Source organism: Sphingomonas crusticola (assembly GCF_003391115.1).
Classification (GTDB): domain Bacteria; phylum Pseudomonadota; class Alphaproteobacteria; order Sphingomonadales; family Sphingomonadaceae; genus Sphingomonas_I; species Sphingomonas_I crusticola.
Genome location: NZ_QTJP01000001.1, coordinates 1,570,801 through 1,596,601, shown reverse-complemented (window position 1 = coordinate 1,596,601; position 25,801 = coordinate 1,570,801). Strand labels below are relative to the sequence as shown.

At 64.0% G+C, this 25,801-nt stretch carries 26 protein-coding genes; 18 read left to right on the top strand and 8 right to left on the bottom strand.

All coding sequences use genetic code 11. The features are described from left to right. Window positions 1-75: 75 nt before the first annotated feature. The 4 genes from DX905_RS07550 to DX905_RS07535 form a co-directional block, all read right to left on the bottom strand. Window positions 76-2,355, bottom strand: coding sequence for an FdhF/YdeP family oxidoreductase (locus tag DX905_RS07550; RefSeq protein WP_116090806.1), 2,280 nt, complete (start codon window positions 2,353-2,355; stop codon window positions 76-78). A gap of 84 nt (window positions 2,356-2,439) precedes the next feature. Then, on the bottom strand, window positions 2,440-3,372 hold the full coding sequence (locus DX905_RS07545) for an L-threonylcarbamoyladenylate synthase (RefSeq protein WP_116090805.1): 933 nt from the start codon (window positions 3,370-3,372) through the stop codon (window positions 2,440-2,442). 40 nt (window positions 3,373-3,412) lie between these two features. Next, window positions 3,413-3,760, bottom strand: coding sequence for a GntR family transcriptional regulator (locus DX905_RS07540; RefSeq protein WP_116090804.1), 348 nt, complete (start codon window positions 3,758-3,760; stop codon window positions 3,413-3,415). Between the two features lie 81 nt (window positions 3,761-3,841). Beyond that, the gene (locus tag DX905_RS07535; protein ID WP_116092402.1) at window positions 3,842-4,420 is read right to left on the bottom strand and encodes a nitroreductase family protein; all 579 of its coding nucleotides are present in this window, start codon (window positions 4,418-4,420) and stop codon (window positions 3,842-3,844) included. Window positions 4,421-4,543: 123 nt separating this feature from the next. Here DX905_RS07535 and DX905_RS07530 point away from each other — a divergent pair, with 123 nt between their 5' ends. From DX905_RS07530 to thiD, 6 genes are all read left to right on the top strand, one after another. Further along, window positions 4,544-6,343, top strand: coding sequence for a peptide MFS transporter (locus tag DX905_RS07530; protein ID WP_116090803.1), 1,800 nt, complete (start codon window positions 4,544-4,546; stop codon window positions 6,341-6,343). Continuing rightward, complete coding sequence (locus DX905_RS07525; protein WP_116090802.1) at window positions 6,333-7,754, top strand: amidohydrolase; 1,422 nt, start codon at window positions 6,333-6,335, stop codon at window positions 7,752-7,754. Before DX905_RS07530 ends, DX905_RS07525 begins: the two co-directional genes overlap by 11 nt. Then, window positions 7,751-9,040: an amidohydrolase family protein gene (locus DX905_RS07520; RefSeq protein ID WP_116090801.1), complete on the top strand. Its 1,290-nt coding sequence runs from the start codon at window positions 7,751-7,753 to the stop codon at window positions 9,038-9,040. The genes DX905_RS07525 and DX905_RS07520 overlap by 4 nt, the downstream gene beginning before the upstream one ends. 108 nt (window positions 9,041-9,148) lie before the next feature. Next, on the top strand, window positions 9,149-10,546 hold the full coding sequence (pdxR, locus tag DX905_RS07515; protein WP_162875519.1) for a MocR-like pyridoxine biosynthesis transcription factor PdxR: 1,398 nt from the start codon (window positions 9,149-9,151) through the stop codon (window positions 10,544-10,546). A 77-nt stretch (window positions 10,547-10,623) separates the two neighbouring features. Beyond that, entirely contained in the window at window positions 10,624-11,961 is a 1,338-nt protein-coding gene (glmM, locus tag DX905_RS07510; RefSeq protein ID WP_116090799.1) for a phosphoglucosamine mutase, read from the top strand. Further along, complete coding sequence (thiD, locus tag DX905_RS07505; protein WP_116090798.1) at window positions 11,958-12,785, top strand: bifunctional hydroxymethylpyrimidine kinase/phosphomethylpyrimidine kinase; 828 nt, start codon at window positions 11,958-11,960, stop codon at window positions 12,783-12,785. The genes glmM and thiD overlap by 4 nt, the downstream gene beginning before the upstream one ends. Here the strand turns inward: thiD and DX905_RS07500 are convergent. Then, complete coding sequence (locus DX905_RS07500; protein WP_116090797.1) at window positions 12,782-13,873, bottom strand: AI-2E family transporter; 1,092 nt, start codon at window positions 13,871-13,873, stop codon at window positions 12,782-12,784. The genes thiD and DX905_RS07500 overlap by 4 nt on opposite strands. A 104-nt stretch (window positions 13,874-13,977) precedes the next feature. Between DX905_RS07500 and DX905_RS07495 the strand changes: the two genes are divergently transcribed. From DX905_RS07495 to DX905_RS07480, 4 genes are all read left to right on the top strand, one after another. Further along, window positions 13,978-14,619 (top strand): ribonuclease HII, encoded by a 642-nt coding sequence (locus tag DX905_RS07495; protein ID WP_205412212.1) that lies wholly within the window; start codon window positions 13,978-13,980, stop codon window positions 14,617-14,619. Between the two features lie 94 nt (window positions 14,620-14,713). Further along, window positions 14,714-14,956: a hypothetical protein gene (locus tag DX905_RS07490; RefSeq protein WP_116090796.1), complete on the top strand. Its 243-nt coding sequence runs from the start codon at window positions 14,714-14,716 to the stop codon at window positions 14,954-14,956. A 7-nt stretch (window positions 14,957-14,963) separates the two neighbouring features. Further along, window positions 14,964-15,341, top strand: a complete 378-nt coding sequence (locus DX905_RS07485; RefSeq protein ID WP_116090795.1) for a PRC-barrel domain-containing protein — start codon at window positions 14,964-14,966, stop codon at window positions 15,339-15,341. Beyond that, complete coding sequence (locus DX905_RS07480) at window positions 15,341-16,000, top strand: HAD family hydrolase (protein ID WP_116090794.1); 660 nt, start codon at window positions 15,341-15,343, stop codon at window positions 15,998-16,000. Before DX905_RS07485 ends, DX905_RS07480 begins: the two co-directional genes overlap by 1 nt. A gap of 4 nt (window positions 16,001-16,004) precedes the next feature. Here the strand turns inward: DX905_RS07480 and folP are convergent, their stop codons facing one another. Then, entirely contained in the window at window positions 16,005-17,084 is a 1,080-nt protein-coding gene (folP, locus tag DX905_RS07475; RefSeq protein ID WP_240320775.1) for a dihydropteroate synthase, read from the bottom strand. Window positions 17,085-17,089: 5 nt separating this feature from the next. After that, complete coding sequence (locus tag DX905_RS07470; RefSeq protein ID WP_116090793.1) at window positions 17,090-17,785, bottom strand: VIT1/CCC1 transporter family protein; 696 nt, start codon at window positions 17,783-17,785, stop codon at window positions 17,090-17,092. 152 nt (window positions 17,786-17,937) lie between these two features. Between DX905_RS07470 and DX905_RS07465 the strand changes: the two genes are divergently transcribed. The 3 genes from DX905_RS07465 (at window position 17,938) to DX905_RS07455 (ending at window position 20,368) form a co-directional block, all read left to right on the top strand. Continuing rightward, a complete protein-coding gene (locus DX905_RS07465; protein ID WP_116090792.1) occupies window positions 17,938-18,507 on the top strand; it encodes a septal ring lytic transglycosylase RlpA family protein in 570 nt (189 codons plus the stop codon). Window positions 18,508-18,694: 187 nt separating this feature from the next. Continuing rightward, a complete protein-coding gene (locus DX905_RS07460) occupies window positions 18,695-19,789 on the top strand; it encodes a zinc-dependent alcohol dehydrogenase (protein ID WP_205412211.1) in 1,095 nt (364 codons plus the stop codon). Window positions 19,790-19,801: 12 nt separating this feature from the next. Further along, a complete protein-coding gene (locus DX905_RS07455; RefSeq protein ID WP_205412210.1) occupies window positions 19,802-20,368 on the top strand; it encodes a hypothetical protein in 567 nt (188 codons plus the stop codon). 38 nt (window positions 20,369-20,406) lie between these two features. Here DX905_RS07455 and DX905_RS07450 read toward each other — a convergent pair whose 3' ends face one another. After that, complete coding sequence (locus tag DX905_RS07450) at window positions 20,407-21,531, bottom strand: site-specific DNA-methyltransferase (RefSeq protein ID WP_116090790.1); 1,125 nt, start codon at window positions 21,529-21,531, stop codon at window positions 20,407-20,409. Window positions 21,532-21,815: 284 nt separating this feature from the next. Between DX905_RS07450 and DX905_RS07445 the strand changes: the two genes are divergently transcribed. The 5 genes from DX905_RS07445 to DX905_RS16155 all read left to right on the top strand — a co-directional run bounded on the left by DX905_RS07445 (window position 21,816) and on the right by DX905_RS16155 (window position 25,792). Then, window positions 21,816-21,950, top strand: coding sequence for an aa3-type cytochrome c oxidase subunit IV (locus DX905_RS07445; RefSeq protein ID WP_116090789.1), 135 nt, complete (start codon window positions 21,816-21,818; stop codon window positions 21,948-21,950). A 5-nt stretch (window positions 21,951-21,955) separates the two neighbouring features. Continuing rightward, a complete protein-coding gene (locus tag DX905_RS07440; protein WP_116090788.1) occupies window positions 21,956-23,083 on the top strand; it encodes an NAD(P) transhydrogenase subunit alpha in 1,128 nt (375 codons plus the stop codon). Between the two features lie 13 nt (window positions 23,084-23,096). Then, window positions 23,097-23,534 carry an NAD(P) transhydrogenase subunit alpha part 2 gene (locus DX905_RS16455; RefSeq protein ID WP_116090787.1) on the top strand — a complete coding sequence of 146 codons (438 nt, stop codon included), beginning with the start codon at window positions 23,097-23,099 and terminating at the stop codon, window positions 23,532-23,534. Between the two features lie 39 nt (window positions 23,535-23,573). Next, window positions 23,574-24,983: an NAD(P)(+) transhydrogenase (Re/Si-specific) subunit beta gene (locus DX905_RS07430; protein WP_116090786.1), complete on the top strand. Its 1,410-nt coding sequence runs from the start codon at window positions 23,574-23,576 to the stop codon at window positions 24,981-24,983. A 272-nt stretch (window positions 24,984-25,255) separates the two neighbouring features. Next, complete coding sequence (locus tag DX905_RS16155) at window positions 25,256-25,792, top strand: helix-turn-helix domain-containing protein (RefSeq protein ID WP_205412209.1); 537 nt, start codon at window positions 25,256-25,258, stop codon at window positions 25,790-25,792. The last annotated feature ends 9 nt before the right edge of the window (window positions 25,793-25,801 follow it).

Below are 25,801 nucleotides of genomic sequence, written 5' to 3'. Positions count from 1 at the left end.
CCCTTTCCCGAAAGCGCGGAGATGCAACGCACGAGCTGCGCTTTTGTAACCTGGATCAGTAATGCAGTCTCGCGCCTAGCTGGTCGCGATTCGCACCGGCACCGCCTTGCCGGCCGGCGTCTTCGATTCCTGATCGTGATACCACAGCGGGACCAGCGGGTTCATCTCCGGATAATAGCCGCCGAGGCAGCCATCGGGCAGGTCGAACGGGGTGACACGCAGTCCGTCCACCTCGCGCACCTCCTCATCCTCCGCGTCGCTCACGAGCTTGACGATCTGGCCGGGCTTGAGGCCGGCGGCGTCCATATCCTTGGGGTTGATCAGCACGACGTGGCGCGTCCCGCTGACACCGCGAAAGCGATCGTCATAGCCATAGATCGTGGTGTTGAACTGGTCGTTCGAGCGCAGCGTCATCAGGCGATAGCGGCCAGGCGCATCCTTCACGCCGGTCGCGGCCATGTGCGTCGGCGTGGTGAATTCGGCCTTGCCGCTCTCGGTCTTCCATACGCGCTCGCGCGCGCTGTTGCCCTTGTAGAAGCCGCCGGGCTGCCACATCCGCTCCTCGAAATCGTGGAACATCTCGGGATAGGTCTGCTCGATCAGCTGGCGGACCTTGGCATAATCGCCGGCCCATTCCTGCCAATGCACGTTCGGGTTGGGCGGCAGGCTCGCCGCGGCGATGCCGCACACGATCGCGAGTTCCGAGCGGAGATGCTCGCTCGCCGGCTTATGCTTGCCACGCGAGGCGTGGATACACGACAGGGAATCCTCGATCGTCACCACCTGCTCGCCGCCGGCCTGCATGTCGCGCTCGATGCGACCGAGGCAGGGAAGCAGATAGGCAATCTCTCCGTTGACGAGGTGATTGCGGTTGAGCTTGGTCGCGATCTGCACGGTCAGGCGCAGCTTGGGCCAGGCCGCTTCCATCTTGCCCTGTTCAGGCACCGCGCGAATGAAATTGCCGCCGAGGCCGATGAACGCCTTAATCGAGCCGTCGATCATACCCTCGCAGACTTCGACGGTCGTGGTGCCTTTCTCCATCGGCGGATCGAAGCCGAACAGCGCCTTGAGGCGCTCGTTTGGGACCAGCTCCGGCTTCTCGGTGATGCCGACAGTGCGCTGGCCCTGGACGTTGGAATGGCCGCGCACGGGCGAGATGCCGGTGCCCTGCTTGCCGATATTCCCCTTCATCAGCATGAGATTCACGAACATTGCGATATTGTCGAAGCCGTGGACATGCTGGGTCAGGCCCATGCCGTAGATGCCGATCGTCTTCTCAGCTTCGACATAAACCTGTCCCGCTTCCTCCAGCGCGGCGCGGGTCAAGCCGGATTCGGCCTCGATCTCCTCCCACGAGGTCGCCCGCACGCGCTCGGCGAATTCGTCGAAGCCGTGCGTATGTTGTTTGATAAAGTCGACGTCGATGACGTGGACCTTCTCCGCCGCCCATTTGGCGTCGTCAGCGGAGAGCACGTGCTTGGCGAGGCCCACGAGCGCCGCAATGTCGCCGCCCGCCTTGACCTGATGATATTGGCACGAGATCGGCGTCGCGCGCTGCGTCACCATCTGTACGGGATCCTGGGGGTTGATGAACTTGATCAGCCCGGGCTCCTTGATCGGATTGAAGGTCACGATCTTGCAGCCGCGCTTCACCGCCTCCTGCAGCGGATGGAGGAAGCGCGGGCTGTTGGAGCCGGTATTCTGGCCGAAGAAGAACATGGCGTCGCAATGGTCGAAATCGTCGAAGATGCAGGTGCCGACCGGCGCGCCGATCAGCTTCTTGAGCGCCACCGAGGTGGTTTCGTGGCACATGTTGGAGCTGTCGGGCAGGTTGTTATGGCCGTAGAGTCGCGCGAACAAAGCGTAGAGGTAGGACGTCTCCAGGCTGGCGCGGCCGGAGGCGTAAAAGACGGTGCTTTTCGGATCGAGCGCCTTGAGCTCGGCCCCGATCGCAGCGAACGCTTCTTCCCATGCGCAGGGCACGTAGCGATCGCTGGCGGGATCGTAGCGCAGCGGGTGTGTCAGGCGACCTTGCTGTTCGAGATCGTAATCCTTCCATGAGCGCAATTCGGTCAGCGTGTGGTTAGCGAAGAATTCGGGCGTGCAGCGGCGTGGCGTCAGCTCCCACAAAGTGGCCTTGGCGCCGTTCTCGCAAAATTCGAACGGGTGCGGCTTGGCCGGCTTGCCCCAGGCGCAGGAAACGCAGGCGAAGCCGTCCGGCTTATTCTGCCGGTACAGCGTCGCCGCGATCGACGGGCTGTTCCATTCCTTGCCGTAGATTTTGGCGATGCCGGTCAGCGAACCGATCCCGCCCGCTGGCCCGTCATAATGGGCAACATCCCGCTTCTTCGCCATGGTGTCAGCTCCGAAATCCTACCTGCCATCAGCTACGCCCCAACGCCCCGCGCGGTCCATGGGTCTTGCGAAATTCCAGCGTGATCAGGCGGCGGCGCGTCTCAAGCGGTCGTTGATCGCCACGCCGAGGCCGACATCGGGAATCGGCGCGACCGCAATCGTGGCGGCCTCGTTCGCGTCGGCCAGGTGGAGCAGATCGAATAGGCGAACGGCGGCCTCCCGTGTATCGCCGGATCGCGACAGCGAAACATCGCCAGCGATGGCGCCGAAGCCGATGAGCCATTCGCCGTCGCGCGCTGCATCTGCGTTCAGGCGGAGCGGTTTGGATGGCGCATAATGCTGCGCCAGCTGGCCCGGTGCTTCGATCGCGGTGGATGTACCCTGGTCGATCGGCAGGCCCGCCACCTCCGCAAGCTGTTCTGCGGTGATCGGGCCCGGGCGGAGGATGCGGATCGCATCGGCGCCGATGGCGACGATGGTCGATTCGAGCCCGACCGACGCGGGGCCGGCGTCGACGATCAGCGGGATCGCAGCGCCGAGCGAGCCGAATACGTGCCGCGCGCGTGTGGGGCTGATGGTCCCGCTGGCATTGGCCGATGGAGCCGCCAGCGGCCTCGCAGTAGCCGTCAGTAAGGCGCGCATCGCCGGATGGGCCGGCACACGCAGCGCAATGGTCGGCAGACCTGCCGTAGTGAGCGTGGCGATGCCCGCGCCGGGCTTGATAGGTGCCACGATGGTCAAGGGTCCTGGCCAGAATACCCTGGCCAGGCGTCGCGCGGCTTCGGGCATATCGGCGAGCCGTTCGGCCGTGGCGAGATCGAGCACGTGCACGATCAGCGGATTGAACGATGGCCGCCCCTTGGCGGCATAGATTGCCGCGACCGCATCGCCGCGGGTGGCATCGGCGGCGAGCCCGTAGACCGTCTCGGTCGGCACGGCGACGGGCTGGCCGGCGGCGATCAGGCGTGCGGCTTCGGCGATCGCAATATCATCGAAGGGGAGGATGCGGGCGGTCATCACCCCGCCGCGCCTAGCAAAGCTGCGGCTATCGCCCAAATCAGGCGGTGACGCGGTCGATCAATTCGGCAGGGTCTATATCCAGCCGGCGGATACGCGATACGATCTCCGGCCATTCCTCGTCGAGGAATTGGGAGCGCGCCGCGGCGCGCAGCCGCTGGGTGGCACCCTGATCAACAAACATACCGACACCGCGGCGGACGGTGACGAGGCCATCTTCCTGGAAGGACTGATAGGCCTTGGCGACGGTCAGCGGGTTGGCGCCCTGATCGGCGGCAAAGGCACGGACCGATGGCAGCGCGTCGCCCTCGCGGATTCGCCCGTCGAGGATCATCGCAACGATTTCGTCACGGAGGCGAAGATATACAGGGCGATCGGATGTGGCCATTGCGTTATGCTGTGGTAACACAGTGCGGCAGGGATAAGCAAGGATCGCTGCCGTATTTCTGTCCGGGAATGGACAGGGGCTTTAGGGCTGCCATTCCGAGATGACCTTCTCCCGGTCGGGGCGCGGCCGTTCGTCGAGTTCGCGGGTCGGCGTACCGATGAAGATAAAGCCCGCGATCCGCTCGCCGGGCACGCCAAAGGCATCGCGGACAATGTCGGAATAGGCGGCCCATCCGGTCAGCCAGCCGCCGACCAGCCCTTCGGCATGCGTCGCGACCAGCAGGTTCATGCAGGCAGCGCCCGCCGACAATTCCTGTTCCCAGATCGGAATATGACTGGCGTGGGCCGGGGCCGACAAGGCCACCACCAACGCTGGGGCCTGCATCGCGAACTGCCGGACCGCTTCAAGTTCGACCTTGCCGGGGTCGGGCCGTTCGGCTCGGTAGGCGCGCTCGAGCAATGCTGCCAGCGCCTCGCGCCGATCGGCTGGCACCACCACGAAGCGCCAGGGAGCAAGCTTGCCATGGTCCGGCACGCGGGTAGCGGCATTGAGGATGCGCGTCATCTGCTCAGGCGTCGGCCCTGGTGCGGCCATGTCGCGTGGCTTGCCCGAACGGCGCGTTGCCATCAGTGCTGCGGGGGAAGAAAGGTCGTTGAACAGTTGGGGCATGCCGTCTGCGCTACCAGCGCCCAGTCTGCGCAACAATCTTCTTCCCACGCGCAATTTCGCAGCTAGTCTCCGCCGCAATCGCGCATCGAGCGCCCGTCTATTTGAAAGGTCCGCATGGAGACCCCGACCGAAGCCTCGCCTGCCGAGCCGGATATCAGCCATATCAACCCTGCCGACGAGAAGACTTGGTTTGGCCACCCCCGCCAGCTCGCGCGAATGTTCACCACCGAAATGTGGGAACGCTTCGGCTTTTACGGCATGCGGGCGCTGCTGACGCTCTATCTGACCAAGCATTTCGTGTTCGGCGACCGTGAAGCGACCGGTCTATATGGCGGTTATACTGCGCTGGTTTACCTGACGCCGCTGATCGGCGGTTATCTCGCGGATCAATATCTCGGTTTCAAACGCGCGGTGAAGTTCGGCGCGATCCTAATGTCGTGCGGCTATTTCGTGCTGTGCTTCGGCGGCCCCGCCGCCAAGCCGTTCGCGACGATCGAGGGCCAGCGTTACGACGTCCAGATCGAGAATGTCGCGGGCACCGAGACGCAATATCTCGTCGATCACGGTAAGCTCTTACGCATCAAGGGAAATGACGACGGCTCGATCGCGCTGATGGACGGCGCCACCGTGGCGCGGTCCTTGCCAAAGGACGGGCTGGTCGCTGGCGGAGACCGCAACCCATTCTATGTCATGATCCTGCTCACAGCGCTCAGCATGATCTCGGTCGGTAACGGCTTCTTCAAGCCCAACATCTCGACGATGGTGGGTGAGCTTTACGCGGTCGGCGACCGACGACGCGATACCGGGTTCACCATCTTCTACATGGGCATCAACCTCGGCTCCTTCTTCTCCCAACTGCTGTGTCCGCTGCTGGCGGAGACGGTCGGCTGGTGGGCCGGCTTTGGCCTCGCCGCAATCGGCATGGCTTTCTCCTGGAGCCTGATCCAGTTCGATGGCGGCAAGCTCAATGGCTATGGCGATCCGCCTGTACGGGCGGGGCCGAACCGCGCCATTCCGATCTATATCGGAGCGCTGTGTGTCGTTCCGATCTTCTACTTCCTCTACGTCAATCTGATGAATGCAGAGCCGCAGGTGCCCGGATCGGGCCTCCTCGGCTACATCGCGTCACTTTCGCTGATGGGCAAATTGCTGTTCGGCACCTTCATCATTGCCGTGCCCGGCATCTTGATATGGTCCGCCAAGGCGGGGGACCGGCGCGAGTTTCAGATGATGCTCGCCGCCATGGTGATGATCGTATTCAACGTCGTGTTTTGGACGCTGTTCGAACAGGCGGGATCGTCGCTGACGCTCTTCGCCGACCGCAACACAAACCTGCACATCGTCACGCTGCTTGGCCATGACCTGCGAATAAACGCTGGCCAGACCCAATTCTTCAACGCGGCGTTCATCATCATCTGCGCGCCGATCATGAGCCTGATCTGGAACGCACTCGCGCGGCGTAACCGCGAGCCGTCGGTGCCGGTCAAGTTCGCGATGGCGCTGATCCTGGTGGGCGCGGGATTCCTGTTCCTCGTGTGGGGCGCATCGATGGCCGGGCCGACCTTCAAGGTCGCGATCTGGTGGCTGGCAGGCCTTTACCTGATCCACTCGGTCGCGGAACTCTGCATCTCGCCGGTCGGTCTATCGATGGTCACCAAGCTGTCGATCGTGCGCATTGTCGGCATGATGATGGGCCTGTGGTTCCTGTCGATCTCGGTCGCGCAATATGTCGCCGGCATCGTCGCACAGGTGGCGAGCGTCGAAACGGTCGGCGGGCAGGTGACTAACCTGCAGGTCAGCCTCAACACCTATACTAACGTGTTCTGGACGATCGGTTGGGTGTCGGCCTTAATCGGTCTCGTCCTTCTCGCCATCTCTCCGATCATCAAGAAGTGGATGCACGGTGTCCAATAAGCTCGCAGTTCTTGCTGCCGCCATCCTGTTGGCGGGCTGCGCGACCCAGCCGGGCGCCAGGCCACGCAGCGGCTCGTCCACCGCGTCCGCCAAATCGGACCGTGTGGCAGAGCCGTGGACGGGCGACCCGTTCCCGTCGACCTATCGCGCCTATCCGGGCGTTCCGACCCTGATCACGAACGTCACCATCTATGATGGCGAGGGCGGGCGGATCGACGGCGGATCGGTCCTGTTCGCCGACGGCAAGATCGCTGCGCTCGGCAGGAGCGTGGCAGCGCCGGCGGGTGCGGCCGTGATCGACGGCACGGGCAAGTGGGTCACGCCGGGGGTGATCGACGTGCACAGCCATCTCGGTGTTTATGCTTCGCCCAGCGTCAAGGCGCTCTCGGACGGCAACGAGATGACCAATCCGACAACGCCGGAAGTCTGGGCGGAACATAGCGTCTGGCCGCAAGACCCGGGATTCAGCCGGGCGCTTGCCAATGGTGGTGTCACCACGCTGCAGATATTGCCGGGATCGGGCAATCTGATGGGCGGCCGCTCCGTCGTGCTCAAGAATGTCTATGCCCGCACCACTCAGGGCATGAAGTTCCCCGGCGCTCCCTATGGCTTCAAGATGGCGTGCGGTGAGAATCCCAAGCGCGTCTATGGCGGCAAGGGTCGCGCGCCTTCCACTCGCATGGGCAATATCGCGGTCGATCGAGCGACCTGGCAGCAGGCGGTGGAATATAAGCGCCGCTGGGACAAATATGAGAAGGATGGCGGCGATCCGCCCGGCCGCGACCTCGGCATGGACACGCTTGCCGGCGTAATCGATGGCAAGATCCTGGTACACAACCACTGCTATCGTGCCGATGAAATGGCCAACGTCATCGATATGGCCAAGGAGTTCGGCTATCACGTGACCGCCTTCCACCATGCGGTTGAGGCTTATAAAGTCGCCGACCTGCTCAAGGCGAACGACGTGTGCGGCGTGGTGTGGGCGGATTGGTACGGCTTCAAGATGGAAGCCTATGACGGCATTCCCGAAAACCTCGCCATCCTGCAGAAGACCGGCACCTGCGCGATGATCCACTCGGACGACGAAAATGGCATTCAGCGCCTCAACCAGGAAGTCGCCAAGGCACAAGCTGCCGGCCGCCGCGCTGGGATCGTCATTCCGGACGAGATCGCATGGGAATGGCTGAGCTTCAACCCGGCCAAGGCGCTCGGCATCTCCGACCGCACCGGGAGCTTGAAGCCCGGCAAAATGGCGGATGTGGTGCTGTGGAACGGCAATCCGCTCAGCGTATACACACGGCCTGACAAGGTCTGGATTGATGGGGCGCTGCTTTATGATGCGCACGATCCCAAACGCAGGCCGGTATCCGACTTCGAACTCGGCCAGCCTGGTGAAGGAGACGTGAAGTGAAGCGCCTCCTGCTCTGCGCGACGGCGCTTATTGCCAACCCGGTCTTCGCCGACACCTTCGCCATCACCGGCGGCACGGTGGCGGTCGGTGACGGTTCGCAGCCTATCCCCAACGGCACGGTAGTGGTCCGTGACGGGCGGGTCGTCGCGGCCGGCGCCAATGTGGCGGTGCCTGCCGGCGCGCCCGTGATCGATGCGAGCGGCAAGTGGGTTGCGGCGGGTATCGTCGCGGGTTTCACAAGCGAGGGCATCGTCGACGGCGAAGGTATCGATGAAACCTATGACGGCGCTGCCGGCAAATCGGTTTTCAATGCCGCGATCGACGTGTCCGCGGCGATCAATCCGACCAATCAGTCGATCGCGGTCGACCGCGCCTGGGGCGTGACCCGAGCGCTGGTTTCGCCGGAGGCAGGCAATTCGATCTTTGCTGGCCAGGGTGCGGTGATCGACCTCGGCGCCGACGACATGCCGGTCACGAAGGCCCGCGCCTTCCAATATGCAGAACTGGGCGAGGATGGTGCCGGCAAGGTCGGCAGCCGGCCAGCAGCCTATGTCATGCTCCACGATGCTTTGGCCCAGGCCAGGGAAGTCGCCCGCGGCGGTGATTGGGGGCGCAGCAAGGATTCGTTGATCACGCGCACCGATGCCGCGGCATTGGTGCCGGTGATCGACGGGCGCATGCCGCTCGTCGTCCATGTCGAGCGCGCGAGCGACATCCTGCAGGTGTTGTCGCTCAAGCTGGCCTATCCGTCGCTCAAGCTGGTGCTGCTTGGCGCAAGCGAAGGCTGGCTGGTGGCGCCGAAGATCGCCGCCGCCCACGTGCCGGTTATTGCAGCCGCGCTCGGCGATCTGCCCGGCGCGTTCGAACGGACCGCCGCGACCGAGTCCAATGTCGGCCGGCTTGAAAAGGCTGGCGTCGCCGTCGCCATCTCGACGATCGACGTCTCCACCGAGGGCGGTCAGCGCAACCTGCGCCAATATGCCGGCAACCTCGTCGGCATTGCGCGCGTGCCGGGCATGAGCGGCCTCGATTGGGGCGCAGCTTTCGCCACCGTGACCTCTGGACCGGCAGCGGTAATCGGCATGGATGGCGAAATTGGCTCGCTTCGGCCCGGCCGCCGCGCCGACGTTGTGATATGGGATGGCGATCCGCTGGAATTGGCGTCGGCACCGGTTGCGGTGTGGATCGATGGTGTCGCCCAGCCGCTGACCAGCCGCCAAACGCGCCTGCGCGATCGCTACCTGACCCCGCAGGAAGGCGCGCTTCCTAAAGCATATGAGCGATAACTGGCCGGCCTGCCGAGGATCGCCGAACACGATTCGGGGGATGGTATCTTTGTTTTTTGGCTAAGCGTTTGCTGCCGGAAGAGCGTAAACGACTAGGCCATGAACATCATGGCCCCTCCCCCGTGCGGTCCGCTCTACCGCCAGATCTACGATCGCGTGCGCGGCTCGATCGTCGATGGGCAATTGGCGCCCGGGGCTCGCCTCCCCTCGGCAAGGGTGATGGCGCAGGAGATGGGAGTCGCGCGCGGCACCGTGGACATGGCCTATGCCATCCTGGCCGGTGAGGGTTATATCGAGACTGCGGGCCGTGCCGGCACGCGGGTCGCACCTGACATTGGCCAGCCCGCCTCCCAGCCTATACCCCATCGGGCCGCCCGCGGCGGCAGCGACCGGGCGCCTTCGCTCCCGCTGACATTCTTGCCGCTGACGCCCGGCGTCCCATCCTTCGATCTGTTCCCACGCAAGGCTTGGTCGCAACTGGTGCGCCGCCATGCCCAATCGCTGAGTCCGGCGAGCATGGCCTATCCGGATGCCCAGGGCAGCCCGCAGCTGCGCGAGGCGGTTGCGGCCTACCTCGCCGTCGCGCGCGGAATACGCTGCACCCCGGATGAAATCATCATCACCGGGGGGTTCCAGGGCACGCTTGGGCTGGTCGCGCACGAACTCGGCATTGGTGGCGGCAGTGTGTGGGTCGAGGATCCGGGCTACCCCCGTATTGTTAGCGCTTTGAAGCATGCCGGCGCCCGGCCGATCCCGCTGCCGGTCGATGGTGATGGCGTCGACGTTGCCGCGGGAATCGCCGCCGCTTCGGACGCCCTGCTTTGCGTCGTTGCCCCCGCGCATCAATTCCCCATGGGAGCGACGCTGTCGCTCGCCCGCCGGATGCAATTGCTGGAATGGGCCGACACGGCGGGTGCCATGGTGTTGGAAGACGATTTCGACGGCGAGTTTCGTTATCAGGGGCGGCCGCTGCCGGCACTCAAGAGCCTCGATTGCAACGGCCGCGTGCTCTACGCAGGGACGTTCAGCAAGACTTTGTTCCCCGGCATGCGGCTCGGCTATCTGGTCGTGCCGCCGGCTTTGCTCGCCCGCTTCCGCAATGCCGCCCGCTATATGGAGGGAGGACGCCCGATGCTCGACCAAGCGGTCGTCGCCGAATTCCTGGCGCAGGGCCATTTCGGCCGCCACATCAAACGGATGCGCAACGCCTACCGGTCCCGCCGCGCAGCGCTGGTGGAGGCGTTGGCCGCACGCTTCGCGGTGCCTAGCGAATTAATGTCCGGCGCGGGCGGCCTCAATCTGCTGCTGCCGGTCAAGGAAGGCCTGGGCCGGTTGGCAGCCGTTCCGTGGGGCGAGGGGCGGTTTTTGGGGGCACTCCCGATGGCGCAACTGACCGGGCAACCCGCAATGGCCGATACCATGCTCGTCGGGTTCACCAACGTCCCGGAGAAACAGGCGGCGGCAATGGCCGGGCGGCTGTACGAGGTGATCGTGGGAGGGCGCTGATAAATCGACCGCAGACGGCTTTGCCACCGGCGCCCGATCCGCTGTAGGAGCCTCGCAAACCATCGGATCCCTGGCTTATGGCGCGTAAATATTTCGGCACGGACGGCATTCGCGGTCGCACCAATGAAGGCCCGATGACGGCCGAGATCGCGATGAAGGTGGGACAGGCGGCGGGCGCCTATTTCCTGCGCGGTAAGCATCGCCATCGCGTGCTCATCGGCAAGGATACGCGCCTCTCCGGCTATATGATGGAAAGCGCGCTGACGGCGGGCTTCACCTCGGTCGGGATGGATGTGGTGCTGGTCGGACCGATGCCGACGCCGGCGGTGGCGATGCTGACCCAGTCGATGCGCGCGGATCTGGGCGTTATGATCTCCGCCAGCCACAATCCGTTCGCGGACAACGGCATCAAACTGTTCGGGCCCGACGGCTATAAATTATCCGACGAGGCCGAGGCGAAGATCGAAAAGGCGATCGAGGCGCCACCCAAGCTGGCCGCGGCGGAACAGATCGGTCGGGCGCGACGCGTCGACGACGCCCAGGGCCGCTATATCAGCATCGCGAAATCGACCTTTCCCGACCATCTCCGCCTCGACGGTCTCCGGGTCGTGATCGATTGCGCCAACGGTGCCGCCTACAAGGTCGCGCCCGATGCCCTGTGGGAATTGGGCGCCGATCTCATCCAGATGGGCGTCACGCCCAACGGCACCAACATCAACGACAAGGTCGGCTCGACCGCGCCGGCCGCGCTTCAGGCCAAGGTGCTGGAGACGCGCGCCGACATCGGCATCGCGCTCGACGGCGACGCCGACCGCCTGATCGTGGTCGACGACAAGGGGCAGATCGTCGATGGCGACCAGCTGATGGCGCTTATCGCAACCTCGGCGGCGCGCGACAACAAATTGCGCGGCGACGGCATGGTGGCGACCATCATGTCGAACCTCGGCCTCGAACGGTATCTGTGGGGGCAGGGTATCGCGCTTCACCGGACCCCGGTCGGCGATCGTTATGTGGTCGAGGCAATGCGCGCCGGCGGCTATAATATAGGCGGCGAGCAATCGGGCCATATCGTCTTGGCCGACCACGCCACTACCGGCGACGGCCTGATCGCGGCGCTGCAGGTGCTGGCGGAACTGGTGACGCGCAAGGAGCCTGCGCACCGCATGCTCAAGCTATTCGACCCGCTGCCGCAATTGCTTAAGAACGTCCGCTTCACCGGCGGTAAGCCGCTGGAAGACGCTCGGGTGAAGCAGGCGATCGCCGATGCGGAGAAAGAGCTGGAGGGGACGGGCCGGCTAGTGATCCGCAAATCGGGTACCGAGCCATTGATCCGGGTAATGGCCGAAGGGGAGAATGATGCGCAGGTGAGTGAGATCGTCGACCGCATCTGCGATGCGGTGCGGAAGGCGGCGTGATCCCGCGAGTCCTGGCCATTGCCGGATCCGATTCCGGGGGTGGAGCGGGCATCCAGGCCGACATCAAGACGATCACGATGCTCGGTGGCCATGCCATGACCGCGATCACGGCGATCACCGCCCAGAATACGCTGGGCGTGACGAAGGTGATGCCAGTTCCGACCGATATGGTGCTCGCCCAGATCGATGCGGTGGTGGGCGACATCGGCGTCGATGCGGTCAAGATCGGCATGATCGGGAGCGCCAGGACGGCATGGGCCCTCGCCGAGCGGCTCGATCCGCAGCGCCCGTGCCATGAATCGGCGCCGCCGATGCAAGTCGTGTTCGACCCTGTCATGGTGGCGACGTCGGGTGCGGTTCTGGCCGATGACGAGACGATCGCGGCATTCGAAGCGCTCATGCGGCGGTCCACCTTGGTCACGCCGAATGTGCCCGAGCTGGAGATCCTCACCGGTCGCAAGATCGCCACGGTGGAGGAGTTACTGGCAGCGGCGCTGGTTCTGGCAAAACGGACCGGCACTCAGATTCTGGCTAAAGGCGGGCACCTGCCGACAGACGAGGTGTACGACGTCCACGTGATCAGCGACGAATTGAACAGCTACGGCTACGGCCCGCGGCCGCGAATACAGACCCGGCATAGTCACGGCACCGGATGTACCCTGTCGAGTGCCATTGCCACCGGGTTGGCGTCAGGTCGCCCTATTGCCGAGGCGATATTAGACGCGCAAAATTATGTGCGTGCCACGCTCGAGGCCGCCCCGGGGCTAGGGGCCGGCCATGGGCCGATGGGGCATGGCCTCGGCCGCGCCCATTTTCCCGTCTAGTCCCCCGCGGGCAACGGCCGCGTCGGGTTCTTTTCCGCGCCGGCGATATAGTCGCGCCACAGCAGGATGAGCATTGCCATCGTCGCCGGGCCGACGAACAGCCCGAGCAGCCCCAGGCTCTCGACACCGCCGAGGATGCCGATCAGCACCCACAGGAAAGGAAGACGGGTCGAGCCCCCAATGAGAAAGGGGCGCACGAAATGATCGGCAATACCCACCACGACCAGGCCGATGATGATGATCGCGATGGCCCAGCCGACCGCGCCCTGGCCAAACAGCATCAATGCGGCCACGCCGAATAGAACAGCCGCGCCGAATGGGATCATCGCTGCCACGGCGGTCAACAGGCCCAGTAAAAGCGGGTGAGGCACGCCGGCGATCACATAGAAGACCGCCATCACTGCGCCCTCGCCAATGCCGACCAGAACCAGTCCGTCGATCGTGCCCCGCACCGAGCGGATCAATTGCGCGCCGAGGCGATCTCCGCTGCTGCCGAACAATCTCTTGCCGGCGGTCTGAAGCTGATCGACGAAGCCGTCACGCTCGCGCAGCAGGAAGAACAGGGCGATCAGAGTGAACGCGAACACGACGCTGCGGTGGAGGAGGTTGCGCCCGACTAACTCCGAGCTGCCGCCGAGTACCGAGCCACGCACGCGATCCCATTGCAGCGCCGTGCCCTCGGGAGTTGCGAGATTGTCCTGCCACCAACCCGAAATCTCGTTGGCAAAGGGCAGTTGCCGGACCCAATCGGGCTCGGCCAGGCCATTGGCGCGCGCATCGGCCAGCCAATGGAGGACGGTACGTGCCTCACGCGCCGCCTCGACCACGCCGATAGTGAGCGGGGCGAGGACAAGCAGCGCGATCAGCAGGGTGGCGAGCGTGGGCAGCCAGATCTTGCGCCCCCCAGGCCAGCGTGTTTCCGCGCGGGCATACAGCGGGTCGATCGCGATCGCGATGATCACGGCCCACAATAAGGCTGGGATGAAGGTGGCACTCAGCCATATGCCGAACAATACCAGCACGATGCCAAGCGACGCCTTGGCGATGCGATGCGCGCGGGCATGGCTGTGCGTGTGATCCTCCACCATTGGCGCTGTCTGCGCCGGGGCGGTGACGCGCGCAAGCTGTGGATAACGGGGATGGCATGCGGATGGGACGTGACGAGCCGTTTCTGCTTTGACATAGTGGTGTCGTGGCCGTGACCCGACCCTTCTATCGCAAGCGAGCGAGCCTGTTCCCGCCGGTGATCGGCTGCGACGAGGTCGGCCGCGGCGCGCTGTGCGGTCCGGTCGTGGTCTGCGCCGTTTGGTTCGAACCGGAAGCCCTGCCCAAAGGCGTGCTGGGACGGCTGGACGACAGCAAGAAGATCGATCGCACCGAGCGGGAGGAGCTTTATCCGGTGATTGCGCGCGTCAGCCGGGCGTCGTTCGCGGCCCGCTCGGCCCGCTATATCGACGTCTACAATATCCGTAACGCCACCTTGCAGGCAATGACCCAGGCGGTGAACCGGCTGGAAATCGACGCGCCGGTGCGTATCGACGGGATCGACATACCGCGCGGACTCTCGGGCGACGCCAAGGCAGTGATCAAAGGGGACGGTAAGGTCCCGCAGATCGCAGCCGCGTCGATCCTCGCGAAGGTCCTGCGCGATCGGCTGATGGCAAAGCTGGGCCGGCGCCATACCCATTATTGCTGGGATTCCAATAGCGGGTACGGCACTGCGGCGCATCGCAACGCTATCGTCGAGTTCGGCTCGACGCGGCATCACCGCCGCAGTTTCGGCGATCTTTTTGCGACGCTCGACGACGTAAGGCTCGAACCGTTGGTCGGCTGAAGCGCCGACGCCGCTTTGTCCGTCAAATGAATTACTTCGCTGGGGGAACCGGGCCGACCCGCCGGGCGCTTTTGCCAGCGAAGGAGATACCGGCATGAGTAACCTGCTCGGCGCCCTGATCGGCGCGGCGATCGATCGCCAGGACGGTGATAGCGGCATCAAGGGTGCGATCATCGGCAGCGTCGCCGAAAGCGCGATCCGTGTGATCGCGCCATTGGTGGCGACTTTTGCGCTTGGCTGGGCGGTGCAATATGGCATCCGCAAGGGCATGCGTGCCGCCCTTGGCCGTGATCCGGTTGATCCCGCGAACGGTCAGCTCCGCGACGCGCGGGCTTGAGGCGGTCATGGAAGACACCCCAAGTGCAACACCCGATCCCGCGACAAGCTCGCTGATCGCGTCTGATCGCGTCGAAGGCACCAAGGTGTTCGGCCGGGACGGTGGGAAGCTCGGCGCGGTTCATAATTTCGTGGTGGATAAGCGCAGTGGTCAGGTCGCCTATGTCGTCGTCTCGACGGGCGGCTTTCTCGGGCTCGGGCAGGCCTACCACCCCCTGCCTTGGTCAGCCTTTGCCTATGACGAAGTGCAAGGCGGCTATGTGGTGCAGGTGGATCGCCGAATGCTCGACGGCGGGCCGAGTTTCCGGCCGGACAGCGCGCCGGTGTTTGACGACGCTTATGGCCGCCGCATTAGCGAATATTATGCTTCGGCCCCTGCTGCCTGATGGCCGGGATCAAGGCTGCGTTGTTCGACATCGATGGCACGCTGATCGACAGCAACGATCTTAATGTTGCCGCCTGGTTCGACGCGTTTCAGGAGGCGGGGATCGCGATAGCGCGCGACGCGATCCACGGCCAGATTGGTAAGGGAGGCGATAATCTGCTGCCCGCCCTCGCCCCGCACTGCGACAAGGCCGAGCAGGAAAGACTGAAGACGCGGCAGGGCGAGATCTTCAAGGCGAATTATATCGCGCGCGCCAAACCGTTCCCAGGCGCGCGGGCGTTGCTTGAGCGCGTGCGCGAGACGGGGGCAAAGGTGGTGCTCGCATCCTCTGCCGCGCGGGAGCAACTCGATCATTATATCGGGCTGATGGATGCTCACGATCTGATCGATGCGGTCACCAGCATCGACGATGTCGAGAGCAGCAAGCCGGCGCCAGATATCTTCGCGACCGCTTTGCGCAAGGCGGGCGTCGCGTCGGGCGAAGCGGTCGCCATCGGCGACACACCCTACGACATCGAAGCTGCGGGCAAGGCGGGCGTAGGTACGATCGCGCTGCTGTCGGGAGGCTTTGCGGCAGAAACATTGTCGGGCGCGATCGCCTTGTACGACGATGCTGCCGACCTGCTGGCGCGTTTCGACCAATCGCCGCTTGCGGCTTAATCTATTACGGTGTGAGCGCCGCGTCGCGCAGACCCTGCCATACTCGCAGCGCCTGGACCGTTTCGAATACGTCGTGAACACGCAGCAGCTGCACGCCCTGAGCCGCCCCGAGCAGCGCGACGGCAATTGAGCCGCCCAGGCGTTGTTCGACTGGCGCATCGTTGAAAAGTGCGCCGATCAAGCGCTTCCGGCTGGCACCCAGCACGATCGGGCAGCCCAGGCCGTGGAACAGCGCCAGTCCGTTGAGGATCGCAAGATTATGGCGCAGCGTCTTACCGAAGCCGATGCCGGGGTCGACCAGGATGTTGGTGCGATCGATACCGGCGCGCACCGCGGCTTCGATCCGGTCCTCTAACCAGTCATAAACGTCGAGCAGGACGTCATCATAATGTGGATCCTGCTGCATCGTCTCAGGCGAACCTTGATGATGCATCAGCACAACCGGGCAACCGCGCGCTGCAACCAGGCCAAGCGCGCGCTCGTCCCAGGTCAGGGCCGAAACGTCGTTGACGATACCCGCCCCAGCGGCAAGCGCCGCTTCCATCACCGCCGCCTTGCGGCTGTCGATCGAGACGCCGGCGCCCTCAGCAGCGAGGGTCTCGATCACGGGTCTGACCCGAGCGATCTCGTCCGCTTCGGCCACCGGTTTTGCCCCTGGTCGGGTGGATTCGCCGCCGACATCGATCACTGCCGCCCCCGCCTGCAGCATGGTGCGTGCGCGCGCTGCCGGATCGCCTGCCGTGCCGCCGTCCGAGAAGCTGTCGGGCGTCACGTTGACGATGCCCATGACCTGCGGCCGGTCGAAGGAAATTGCGTGCGCGCCGAGCTTGATGGGCGCGCGCGACGCGGTCAGCCGAACGAGTAAGGCCCGAGCCCTTGCGCTCTGCTCCACACCCAGCGTCGGGAGCAATTCGTCGAGCCGCGCAACGGGCACGAATGTTTGTGTTCGCTTGCCGTCCGTGACGCTGATCAGCTCGAGCGCCGAAAACCAGGTGAGACCGCCCGCCAGCGCTAAAGCCTGCCCCGCGTCCCCTTGCGCGCCATCGACGAAGGCGGTCGGACGAAGATAGATGCGGCGCGCCACGATGCCTATATGCTCGTGCCCAGCATACGCCCGAGCCCGATCGTGAGCAGCATTGCCGCCGCGCCGAGGATCACCGCGCGCGCTACGGCACGGGCGACGGGGGCGCCGCCCGTGCGCGCGCCGAACGCGCCGAGAATGGCAAGCATCGCCAGCGAAACCAAAACTACGGCGGGAGATGCCTGTGCAAACGGCGCTAGCGCCGCGGCCGCGAGTGGGATAGCCGCGCCGACCGCGAATGCGGCCCCCGACGCCAAAGCGGCCTCGATCGGCCTCGCCGCAGTGGCCTTCGAAAGGCCGAGTTCATCGCGCGCGTGTGCGCCCAGTGCGTCATGCGCCATCAATTGGGAGGCGACTTCACCGGCGAGCTCGCGCTCGAGCCCCCGTTTCACATAGATTCCGGTAAGCTCGCGGTGTTCTCCGACCGGGTCATCGTGGAGCTCGCGCGCCTCGCGATGAAGATCGGCCCGCTCGAGATCGGCCTGGGAGCTGACGCTGACATATTCTCCTGCCGCCATGGAGAGGGCCCCCGCCACCAGCCCCGCGCCGCCCGCGATCAGCATGGCTCGCGGTTCCGACGAGGCGCTCGCCACGCCGACGATCAGGCTGGCGGTGGACAGAATACCATCATTGGCGCCAAGCACCGCCGCGCGCAGCCAACCGAGATGGTTGATCGCATGGGTCTCGTAATGACGGTGCGGCATCGCATTCCTATCCGCCGGCAGGGACAACGCATTATCTCTCAACGCAAGTCGGCCGCCGTGGCAAGAGCGGTAGAGGCCCGCTCCGCTATGAAAAGCCGCGCGACGGATGAGGCATCCTTTATGCCATCCCGGCGCACGTCTAGGGAGAGCCAATGGCAAGCTCTCCATCCCTGCGCGGTATCTTCGCTAGTGGCGCGTATCTCGCGCTAGCAGCTTGCACGAGCGGTAATTTCCGTCCCGTGAGCGACATACCGGTGCGGATCGGCCAGCCTTACAAGGTCCGCGGCGCGACCTTCGTACCCGCTGCCGACCCTTCTTACGACGTGCTGGGCTATGCGAGCTGGTACGGCTCCGAATCGGGCAATCGCACTGCCAATGGCGAGCGGTTTCGTCCTGCCTGGATCACCGCGGCACATACGACCTTGCCGCTGCCCACCTATGTCGAGGTTACCGCGCTTGGAAGCGGCCGGCGGATCATCGTGCGCGTCAATGATCGCGGTCCGTTCATCAAGGGGCCGCGCATCATCGATCTTTCCCGCGGTGCGGCCGAGCAACTCGGCATCCGCGCACTAGGGACTACGGCGGTACGTGTGCGACGGGTCGAGCCGACCGAGCAGGATCGCGACCGTCTCCGCCATGGTAAACCGGCGCGCGAGCTTCCGCCCGTACAGGAAGATGTGCTGCGAAATCTGCGGCAGCAGCTTTCGGTCGCCGACTTTTAGCAAGCTGCGCAGGCGCCTATTATCCTAAGTTAAATATCAGGAAAGATTTAGCTTTCTTTAACACTGGGACGCGCTGCACAGGAACAACCCGAGGCCCCCTCGGTTTGCGATCTAGGCGTCTAGGGAGCGTGACATGTGGGCGATGAATTATCGCGGCCCTTACAGGGTCCGTGTCGAAGAGAAGCCGATGCCGCAGATCTTGCATCCGCGCGATGCAATTGTCCGGGTCACCCGATCGTGCATCTGCGGGTCGGACCTCCATCTCTATCATGGGCTGGTGCCCGATACGCGCGTGGGCATGACCTTCGGGCATGAATTTTGCGGAATTGTGGAAGAGGTCGGGCCCGAAGTGCCGAACCTTAAGCCCGGCGATCATGTGTTGGTGCCCTTCAACATCGCGTGCGGGCAATGCCACTTTTGCAAGCAGGGGCTGTTCGGCAATTGTCACGAGTCCAACCCGCAGGCGACCGCAGTGGGCGGGATCTTCGGCTACTCGCACACCGGCGGCGGATATGATGGCGGACAGGCGGAATATGTCCGCGTTCCTTATGCGGATGTGGGCCCTACCATCATCCCCGACTGGATGGATCCTGACGATGCCGTCCTTCTTACCGACGTCGTCCCGACCGGATACCAGGCGGCTGAGATGGGCGGCATTCAGCGGGGCGACACGGTCGTGATCTTCGGTGCCGGACCGGTCGGCATCATGGCTGCGCGATGTGCCTGGCTGTTCGGTGCTGGCCGCGTGATCGTGTTCGACCACCTCGATTACCGCTTGGAATTCGTGAAGAATTACGCCCCAGCCGAAGTGTACAACTTCAAGGAAGTCGACGACGTCGTCGTGTTCATGAAGAAGACGACCGACGGGTTGGGTGCGGATGTGGCGATCGATGCGGTTGGCGGCGATGCTAAGGGCAACTTTCTCCACACGCTGTTCGGTCCCAAGCTTAAGCTGGAAGCGGGCTCCGCAATTCCGCTTCATTGGGCGATCAACTCCGTCAAGAAGGGCGGGATCGTCTCGATCGTCGGGGTCTATGGGCCAACCGGCAACATGGTCCCCATCGGCAATGTGGTGAACAAGGGGCTGACCGTGCGCGCCAACCAGGCATCGGTGAAGCGGCTGTTGCCGCGGCTGATCGAGCATGTTCGCGTCGGACACATCAACCCCAAGGCGATGATCACTCATCGCGTGCCGCTGGATGACGTCGCCGACGCCTATCACATGTTCGCGGCCAAGCTCGACGGCTGCATCAAGCCCGTCCTCATCCCGAATGCAGGATAAGGAGAAATGGCAATGAACGCGATCGTGGAAACGTCGGCGATCCACGGCTGGGGCGTGGATGCCGATCCCGAAAACGATCCGACCTATCCGATGCGCGACCAGTCCAGCGAGGGCAATCTCAAGAGCAGCTGGACGCCGCCGCAGATGCAGGAAACCCAGGTCGAGATCCTGCAGTCGATTGAATATATCCGCAGGCCGGCTGTGGCCGGCACCTCGACGCCGCCGAGCGGCATCAGCGGCATCATCCGGCGGGCGGCATTCACCTACAGTGAATCCCATTGGTTTCATTGGCTGATGCTGATGGGGGCGGACCGCATCAACGTGGTCGAAGGTGTCCTGCACGATCTCACCCGCGGCAAGATCCCAAATATTCCGCGCGAGATGGGCGTGCGCGCGGAATGGCGCCACAACAAGCAGGGGCGGGTCAAGAAGATCGCGGTGACGGCCTCGCTCTCAGGCGCACTTGCAGCCTTCGCACTCTACAAACGCAAGAAGGAGCCGGCTCCCTCGGCCCTTCCCGCCGAACGCGCGAGCGGCGCACCCCGCCGCCGCCTTCCTGCGCAGGATAAACCGGACTGATATTGGCAGTAGGTCTGAGGGTGTCCTTCCCGCCGAAATCAGATCGCCAATTCCGCGAGATGCTTCTGCCGGAGCGTGTCGATCGGGACGAGATTGCCGCTTTGCTCGATGTGCCAGAAGGTCCAGCCGTTGCAGGACGGCGCATTCTGAAGGATGGATCCCAGCCGGTGGATGGAGCCGCCCTGCGCACCGCAAAGTAGCGATCCATCGGCCTTCACCTCGGCCTGCCACCGGCGCCGTGCGTCCGTCAAAATCGTGCCCGGCGCGACCAGTCCACTCTCCACCAATAGGCCGAACGCGACCCGGGGCGTTGCCGCCTTTTCCGGAACGCCGACCATCGCGCTCTCGTCGAGCGGCAATGTGGAGTCGATGCGCTGGCGGGCCGCCTCCACGTATTTCGTTTCGCGATCGATCCCTATCCAGCGGCGGCGCAAGCGCCGCGCGACCGCGCCAGTCGTGCCCGTGCCGAAAAAGGGATCGAGCACGATGTCGCCGGGTTTGCTCGCGGCCAGCATCACCCGATACAATAATGCCTCGGGCTTTTGCGTCGGATGGGTCTTGTGGCCGTCATCGTCCTTCAGCCTTTCCGCGCCGCCGCAGATCGGCAGGCTCCAGTCGGAGCGCATCTGGACGTCGTCGTTGAGCCCCTTCATGGCGCGATAATTGAAGGTGTAGCGCGCCTTCTCGCCCTTGGAGCACCAGATCATCGTCTCGTGCGCATTGGTAAACCGCGTGCCCTTGAAATTGGGCATCGGGTTAGCCTTGCGCCAGATGATATCGTTGAGGATCCAGAAGCCGGCATCCTGCACCGCGGCGCCGACCCGAAAGATGTTGTGATAGCTGCCGATCACCCACAAGGTGCCGTCGTCCTTCAGGATACGGCGTGCCTGCTCCAGCCATGCGCGGGTGAAGCGGTCATACGCTTCGAAGCTGTCGAACCGGTCCCAATGGTCCATCACCGCGTCGACCCGTCCACCCTCGGGACGATGGAGGTCACCGCCGAGCTGCAGATTATAGGGCGGATCGGCGAAGATCATGTCGATGCACTTGTCGGGCAGCTTAGCCATTTCAGCCACGCAATCCCCGGTGAGGATCGTATCGAGCGGAAGCAGCGCCAGCGACGGACGCGCATCTGCTTTCCGTATCGGCCGCAGCACACCCACCTAACGAACCCCCAAATCCGGACGAAGCGTGCCTGATGGATGCGGCCGGAGTCCGCGGTCAAGCCCGTGACGCAGCGATACGAGCCGATCAGCGCGGGCAGATTGGCCGTCTCACCAAAAGTTATCCACAGGATGTGGGAGTCCGCCCCCGTGTTCCAACTCAACCTGTTGTGGGTGTTGCGGAAAAGACTCGCCTGGGGTCCGATCGACGGACGATCAGTGCTTGAGGCGCGTCCGGGCTCGGGCTAACACGGCGCAAAGACGTCAATCATGGGGACGGACAGATGGCCGAAAGCGGCGCTCCTATCGATCTTCCCGCGCATGAGCGGGCCTATTCGCGCTTTATCGGGCTCTTTAAATATGGCGCGATCGCCTGCTTCATTATCGCGTTTCTCATCATCTTTCTGATTACACGCTGAGCGGCATGGCCGTTCGCATCGCCGTTCTCAAAGAGAAAGCGGCAGGAGAGAAGCGGGTCGCCGCGACGCCTGAGACGGTTAAGAAATTCATCGCTTTGGGCGCAACGCTCGCAGTCGAGGCGGGTGCGGGCGAGGCGGCATCGATCTCCGATCAAGCCTATGCCGATGCAGGTGCAACGATCGGGGATCGCACGGCCACGCTGCCGGGCGCAGACATCATCCTTGGCGTGCAGGGTCCCGATCCGGCGGGTCTTGCCGGCGCCAAGCTGGGTGCGTGGATCGTGGCAGGCCTCAACCCTTTCGGCGATCGCGCTCGGATCGATGCTTACGCCCTCGCTGGCTACGAGGCACTGGCGATGGAGTTCATGCCGCGCATCACGCGCGCCCAGTCCATGGATATCTTGTCGTCACAGTCGAACCTGTCCGGGTACAAGGCGGTGCTCGATGCGGCGTCCGAATATGGCCGCGCCTTCCCGATGATGATGACCGCCGCCGGTACCGTTTCTGCCGCGCGGGTCTTCATCATGGGCGTGGGCGTTGCCGGCCTCCAGGCGATCGCCACCGCGCGGCGCCTGGGCGCGCAGGTCTCCGCCACCGACGTACGCTCAGCTACCAGGGAGCAGATCCAATCGCTGGGCGCCAAGCCGATCTTCGTCGAGAATGTCGCCGGCATCGAGGGCGAGGGGTCGGGCGGCTATGCGACCGAGATGTCGCCGGAATATCAGAAAGCCCAGGCCGAGCTGGTGTCGAGCCACATCGCCAAGCAGGATATCGTCATCACCACGGCGCTCATCCCCGGGCGCGCCGCACCGCGGCTGATCAGCGACATGCAGATCGCCAGCATGCGCCCCGGCAGCGTGATTGTCGATCTTGCAGTCGAGCAGGGCGGTAACGTCGAAGGCGCCAAGGCCGGTGAGGTGGTCGAGGTCCACGGCGTCAAGATCGTCGGCCACCGCAACGTGCCCTCGCGTCTCGCAGCCGACACCAGCGCCCTGTTCTCCCGCAACCTTTTCAACTTCTTGTCGGCTTTCTGGGACAAGGATGGCGGGTTGCCAGTCCTCGATGATGAGATCGGCAACGCTATCCGCCTGACCCAGGGCGGCAAAGTGGTGAACCCGCGACTCTTGAGCTGACGGAGACGGCGCAATGGACTTCATCTCGATCCTGTCGATCTTCGTGCTGGCCTGCTTCGTCGGTTATTACGTCGTCTGGTCTGTCACGCCCGCCTTGCACACGCCGCTGATGGCGGTGACCAATGCCATCTCGTCCGTGATCATCGTCGGGGCCCTGATCGCCAGTGCCGCCGGTGTCTTGCCGGTCCTGCCTGCAAAAATAGTAGCAACCAGCCCCGCCCAGCCGGTCGCCGTTGACAAGGACATTGCGCCGACTGGTGTCGCGCTGGCGGAAAAGGTCGTGGTGGCGCCACCGGTTCAGGCTGCATCCGGCACCGGTCACGCTTTGTCCAAATGGCTCGGGCTGATTGCCGTGGCGCTGGCGAGCGTGAACATCTTTGGCGGCTTCGCGGTCACGGCGCGTATGCTGGCAATGTATAAGAAGAAAGATCGGCCGGCAGTCGCCAAGTGAGGCGGGTGTAGCTGACAATAAGGGGCTGAAGGGAAGCAGATGGAGCAGGCGGTAAACCCCTGGGCGATGCTCGCCTACCTGATTGCGGGCATTTGCTTCATCCTCGCCCTGCGCGGCCTGTCGAGCCCGACCAGCAGCCGTCGGGGCAACCGCTTCGGCATGTTTGGCATGGCGCTGGCGGTGAGCACCACGCTCGTCATGCATCATGTCGGCTCGCTGTGGGAAATCGCCGTCGCCATCCTGATCGGCGGCGGCGTCGGCTTCGTAATCGCCCGCCGGATCGCCATGACTGCGATGCCGCAGCTCGTGGCGGCTTTCCATTCGCTCGTCGGTCTGGCGGCCGTGCTCGTTGCGTGCGCTGCCTACCTCAATCCGCAAGCTTTCGGCATCGCCGATGCGGACGGCATCATCCACCGTGTCAGCCGGATCGAAATGGGCTTGGGGGTCGCGATCGGCGCGATCACCTTCTCGGGATCGGTCATCGCCTTCCTCAAATTGAACGGCAACATGTCGGGCAAGCCGATCATGCTTCCCGCGCGCCACGTCATCAACCTGGCCGTGCTGGCGGGAATCCTTGGCCTGATCGCCTACTTCCTTACCGATCAGGCGCCGTGGGTGTTCTTCACCGTCACCGCCTTGAGCTTCGCGATCGGCTTCCTGCTGATCATCCCGATCGGTGGGGCGGACATGCCGGTCGTCGTTTCGATGCTGAACAGCTATTCCGGTTGGGCGGCGGCGGCGATGGGCTTCACGCTTCACAACAGCGCGATGATCATCACTGGCGCTCTGGTCGGCTCGTCGGGCGCGATCCTGTCCTATATCATGTGCCGCGCCATGAACCGCAGCTTCATCTCGGTCATAGCTGGTGGCTTCGGTGGGGATAGCGGCGGGGCCGCCGGCGCCGCCGCGATCGATCGGCCGTGGAAGCGCGGTTCGGCCGAAGATGCGGCTTTCTTGATGAGCCAAGCCGAGCAGGTCATCATCGTCCCAGGCTACGGCATGGCGGTCGCCCAGGCTCAGCATGCTCTGCGGGAAATGGCGGATCAGCTGAAGGCGCAAGGCGTGACGGTGAAATACGCCATTCATCCCGTCGCCGGTCGGATGCCCGGCCATATGAACGTGCTGCTCGCCGAAGCTAATGTCCCCTATGACGAGGTGTTCGAGCTGGAGGACATCAACTCGGAATTCGCGCAAACCGATGTTGCTTTCGTGATCGGCGCTAATGATGTCACCAATCCCGCAGCCAAGACCGACAAGAGCTCTCCCATTTACGGCATGCCCGTGCTTGACGTGGAGAAGGCCAAGACGGTGCTGTTTGTGAAGCGGAGCATGGGGGGCGTAGGCTATGCCGGCGTCGACAATGAAGTCTTCTATCGCGACAACACCATGATGCTGCTCGCGGACGCCAAGAAGATGGTCGAGGATATCGTCAAGGCGATGGCCCACTAGCGCGTACGGGCGCCAGGTCGCCGTCGGTCGGCCGATCAGCGATTTTTTGCCTTTCGTTCCAGCCGGGCAGGCGCATTCGAGCCCTCTCTTGGCCTTTAATCCGATACGGACTATATCCTTTTGTTCGTCTTAGTCGTAGCGTTCATTGGTCAATCCGAAATGGTTCAAAATTACGGCCACCTCGGGTCGAGTGCCGCTAGGCTCTCTCTCATGTCGCAAGGGGGCGTCAAACTGCGGCTATCGCACGCCGCGCAGCGCGGACGTCGCGCCTGATGAGCGAGCCTGCCGACGAGGGTTCGCCACAGCTGCGCCAGTTGAGTGCTGAGGTCGATCGCATCGCCCGGGCACTCGCCAAGCTGTCCCAGCCGAAATCAGATGAGCCGCCGCCGAACGTGCTGGAGCGCCGCCAGCAGCCGGATCGGCGTGCCCAGCCCGATCGCCGCGATACTGCGCGCGCCGAGATGCTCGCCACGTTGCGCGGGATCATGCGCGCCCGGCGGATGCGAGAGCAATTCTTCAACGCGGATTTGTTCGCCGATCCGGCATGGGACATGTTGCTCGATCTGCTGCATGCGCGGCTTGAGCAGCGGCCAGTAGCGGTTTCCAGCTTGTGTATCGCCGCGGCGGTGCCGCCCACCACTGCGCTCCGCTGGATCAAGCGGTTGACCGACGAGGGCGTTTTCATTCGCACGGCCGATCCGCATGACGGTAGGCGTATCTTCATCGATCTTTCGGACACGGCCGCGGACGGCATGGCAGCCTATATGCAGCAGGTCGGGCGCATGGGCTTCGGGTTTCTCCAGCAATAGACGCGTACG